4 protein-coding genes and 1 tRNA gene are annotated in these 4,209 nt (G+C 67.9%); all 5 read right to left on the reverse strand.

The annotated features are described in order from the left end of the window. Nucleotides 1-183 precede the first annotated feature (183 nt). Nucleotides 184-1,059: a carbohydrate ABC transporter permease gene (locus tag M3N57_13190; GenBank protein MDP9023624.1), complete on the reverse strand. Its 876-nt coding sequence runs from the start codon at nt 1,057-1,059 to the stop codon at nt 184-186. Beyond that, entirely contained in the window at nt 1,056-1,997 is a 942-nt protein-coding gene (locus M3N57_13195) for a sugar ABC transporter permease (protein ID MDP9023625.1), read from the reverse strand. The genes M3N57_13190 and M3N57_13195 overlap by 4 nt, the downstream gene beginning before the upstream one ends. Before the next feature lie 31 nt (nt 1,998-2,028). Further along, entirely contained in the window at nt 2,029-3,234 is a 1,206-nt protein-coding gene (gene ugpC, locus M3N57_13200) for a sn-glycerol-3-phosphate ABC transporter ATP-binding protein UgpC (protein ID MDP9023626.1), read from the reverse strand. Between the two features lie 120 nt (nt 3,235-3,354). After that, entirely contained in the window at nt 3,355-3,999 is a 645-nt protein-coding gene (locus M3N57_13205; GenBank protein ID MDP9023627.1) for a CDP-alcohol phosphatidyltransferase family protein, read from the reverse strand. A 106-nt stretch (nt 4,000-4,105) separates the two neighbouring features. Next, nucleotides 4,106-4,179: transfer RNA gene (locus M3N57_13210), tRNA-Pro, on the reverse strand. Nucleotides 4,180-4,209 lie beyond the last annotated feature (30 nt).

Raw genomic sequence — 4,209 nt, forward strand, 5'->3', positions numbered from 1 at the left:
CGCCGCCGCAGGCGGCCGCGACGAGCGCCATCACCGCCAGCAGGATGGTCGTCGTACGTCCCGATCTCATGTCTGGTCCTCTCGTCGGATCAGTGGCTCGCTCAACTCGGTGGTGCCTCCCGTCGCCGGGAGGGCACCCTACCAACGACAGCGGTAGTAGAGAAGCCGGCCCAGCAAGTCCGCTCAGCCCTTCACGGCGCCGCCCAGAGCGCCGGGCTTGAGGTACCGCTGCAGGAAGTAGACCATCACCAGGATCGGGAGGGTCAGCACCGCGGCGAACGTCGCCATCGACTGTGCGGTGCCACGGTCGATCGCCTGGAAGACCTGCAGAGGCAGGGTGTTCTGGTTGGTCGTCAACAGCCGGGCGTACAGGAACTCGTTCCAGGAGTACAGCCACACGAACAGCGACGCCACAGCGATCCCGCCGGCTGCCAGCGGCATCACGACCCGCAGGAGCGTCTGCAGACGCGATGCTCCGTCCACGAAGGCGGCTTCTTCGAGGTCGACCGGGATCGTCTCGAACGTCCCGACGAGGATCCAGGCGATGAACGGCAGCGAGCCGATCAGGTGGGCCAGGACCAGCCCCAGGTACGTGTCGATCAGGCCGAACCCCGCGAACCGCGTTGCCACCGAGATGCCGATCGAGAACTCGGGGAACATCCGGGTCACGAGCAGGCCGAGGACGATCGTGTAGCGGTACCTCACCGGCATGCGAGAGATCACGTACGCGGCGGGCGCGGCGATCACGATCGCGAGGATGGTCGTGACGGTGGCCACGACGAGGCTCTTGACCAGCGGGGGGAACATCGATCCTCCGCCGATCACGCCCCGCCAGAACCGCAACGTCGGCTCGGTCACGAACAGCGCCGGTCTGGCCCCGAACAGCGCATCGCCGGGTGCGACCGACACCATGAAGACGAGGTAGATCGGGAACAGCACGATCACGAGCGACACGACCACCCAGGCGGGGAAAGCCACCTTCAGCGCCGGCTGCAGGCGGTCGCGCCGGCCGCGTGCCGCGACCCGTCGTCGACCGATGCTGCTGGCGTCCGCGGTCATCGCTGCGCCGCCCGGGTCCCGACGAACTTCAGGTACAGCACGATGAACACCATGATGATCGCGAACAGCACGGCTGCTCCGGCCGCCGCGGTGAACGGATCGTTGGTCGGCGGGGAGTACCGGTTCCAGATGTAGACGTGCAGGATCGACTCGACCCGTCCCGCCAAGACGAGCGCCAGCTCGAAGATCCGGAACGCGTCGATCGCCCGCAGGATCAACGCCATGGTGATGTAGGGGACCAGCAGCGGAAGGGTGACCCGTGTGAACTTCTGCCAGACCGTGGCGCCGTCGATGTCCGCGGCCTCGTAGATCTCCTCGGGGATGGACTGCAACCCCGCGAGGAAGATCAGCGTCACGATCGGCAGGACCTTCCACATGTCCGCGACGGCGACCGTGAAGAGCGTCCGCCATCCGCCGGCGACGGTGAGGTTGGTCGGCTGGTAGCTCCAGTCGATGCCGGGGATCACGCTGACCAGGTCGGCGACGTGGAACATGACGGCGTTGAGGTACCCCGAGCGGCTGAAGATCAGGAGCATGACCGCACCGGAGACGATGGTGGGCACGCCGAGAGGGATCAGCAGGACCGTCCGCGCGAAGCCCCGCCCGAAGAACCGCTTGTGGAGGGCCAGCGCCGTGGCCATGCCGACCACGAGTTCCAGGGCGATCGACAGCAACGCCACGATCACGGTGTTGACCACCGCGTCGCGGAAGACCGGGTCGTCGGCGAGCGCCCGGTAGTTCGCGGCGGACGGGAAGGTCTCGGCGAACCTCGCCGTGAACGAGATCCGGAAGGTGTCGAAGATGGGCGCGACCGTGAAGACCAGCACGTAGACGACCAGCGGCGCGACCAGGGCGATCTCGAACGCGTGGCGGCGGAACCATGCCGCGAGCGCGCCGGTCGCTGCCCCTGGGGTGGTCGCCTCAGCGCCAGCTGCCATGCTCGCCTCCCTCACGCTCCGGGCGGTGGCGCTAGTCGAAGATGGACCGACCGCTGTCGAGGTCGAAGAAGTGCAGCCGTCTGGTGTCGACCGCGATCTCGGTCACCTGACCGATCTTGGCCCCGGTCGTGGGGTGGAAGCGGGCGACGAAATCGGTCTCTCCCTTCTCGCCGGGCCCGAGGTCCTCGAGGTCCTCCGCCCCGACGTCCTCGGCGAGCTCCCTGGTGTCGTCGGTCAGGACCCGCGGCGAGTCGACCGTGAAGTGAACGTAGACCTCGGAGCCCATCGACTCGGTCAGCTCCACCTCCGCCCGCATCCGGCGGTCGTCGGCAGTGTCCGACTCGATCGCGGCGTCCTGCAGGTCCTCGGGGCGGATCCCGAGGACCACGTCACGCCCGTCGAGTTGGCGTAGGGCAGGGCGCTGCTGGAGGACCTGATCGTCGATGCGGAGCCGGTTGCTCCCGAACTCGACGTACGCCCGGTCGGCGTCGAACGTGACCTTCGCCATGGTCATGTTCATGGCGGGCGAACCGATGAACCCGGCCACGAACAGGTTGACGGGACGGTCGTAGAGCGCCTGGGGAGGGGCGACCTGCTGCAGGAACCCTTTGCGCATCACCGCGACACGATCGCCCATCGTCATGGCTTCGGTCTGGTCGTGGGTGACGTAGACGGTGGTGGTGCCGAGATCCTTCTGGATGCGCAGGACCTCCGCACGCATCTGGACGCGCAGCTTCGCGTCGAGGTTGGACAGAGGCTCATCCATCAGGAAAGCCTGCGGTTCGCGGACGATCGCGCGTCCCATCGCGACGCGCTGCCGTTGCCCGCCCGACAGTGCCTTGGGTTTGCGATCCAGCAGGTCCTCGATGCCGAGGATCCTCGCGGCGTCGCGGACACGGTCGCGGATCTCGTCCTTGGGCATCTTGCGGAGCTTCAGCCCGAAGCCGATGTTGTCCGCAACGCTCAGGTGCGGGTACAGCGCGTAGTTCTGGAACACCATGGCGATGTCGCGATCCTTGGGCGGCATCCGGTTGACCACCCGCCCGCCGATGCGGACCTGCCCGTCGCTGATCTCCTCGAGACCGGCGACCATCCGCAACGCGGTGGTCTTGCCGCAGCCCGACGGCCCGACCAGGACGATGAACTCGCCGTCCCCGATGTCGAGGGACATGTCCTTCACCGCGTGCGTCCCGTCGGGGTAGAACTTGTCCACCGCGTCCAGCGTGACCTCGGCCACTGTCGTCACCTCCGCGTCGACGTCCGCGCTACCGAGAGCGACGGCTGCGGTCCTGACCGTACTGCTCGCACCGGTATCCGGTCCACGGTGGTGCTCGCTCCCACTCGTCGGATACGCCGATCAGTGGTCGTCGCCGGCAGGGACCGGGTCGCTGTCACCACGATGCGATACCCGGCGGGCGCGGATGGTGGCATGACCCGCGCGGACGTACTGTCCGGCAGCGAGGTAGTACAGGACGCCGCTCCCGCCGAGCATGACCCACGCGGAACCTCGTAGCTGGGGCGAGTCGAACACGCGCGCCACCAGGAACAGCGTCAGCGCACCCATCAGCCCGAACGTCGCAGCCTTGCCGAGGTCGGTCACTGGCGGCGGGTCGACACCGCGCCACAGCAGGTACAACCCACCGACCAGCACGAAGCCATCCCGGGCGAAGATGGCGGCCATGGCCCACAGCGGCACGATCCCCCCAACGATCAGTGCGATCCCGACCACGACCACCAGGAGACGGTCGCTGATGGGATCGGCGATCTGCCCCACCCGGGATACCTGACCCAGACGGCGTGCGAGGTAGCCGTCGACGAAGTCGCTCGATGCCACCACGATCAGCACGACCAGCCCACGGGTTTCGCGCCCGCCCGCGATGTCCGCGTACACCAGCGGGAGCGCCGCGAGCCGGATGACCGAGACGACGTTCGGGAGCGTGAAGACGCGGTCGGTAACGACCCGGGACCCGTCGTTGCGGGAGCCACTCCGGAACACCGACATCGCGGTCCTGTGGTCGCCCCTGAAGGCAGCCTACTCGCCCACGTTCCCGGAGTTCCTGCTCGTCGACCTCACGCGCCGGTCGGGCTGGAGCGACCTCACGCGCCGGTCGGGCTGGCCGGACTTGAACCGGCGACCCCTCGCCCCCCAGACGAGTGCGCTACCTGACTGCGCCACAGCCCGTGTGTGACGGCCAGGGTACCGGCCGCACCC

Source organism: Actinomycetota bacterium (assembly GCA_030776725.1).
Classification (GTDB): Bacteria; Actinomycetota; Nitriliruptoria; order Nitriliruptorales; family JAHWKO01; genus JAHWKW01.

Coding starts and splice junctions, on each gene's coding strand:
- M3N57_13205 (MDP9023627.1), bottom strand. CDS start 3,999: ATGTCGGTGTTCCGGAGTGGCTCCCGCAACGACGGGTCCCGGGTCGTT.
- M3N57_13190 (MDP9023624.1), bottom strand. CDS start 1,059: ATGACCGCGGACGCCAGCAGCATCGGTCGACGACGGGTCGCGGCACGC.
- M3N57_13195 (MDP9023625.1), bottom strand. CDS start 1,997: ATGGCAGCTGGCGCTGAGGCGACCACCCCAGGGGCAGCGACCGGCGCG.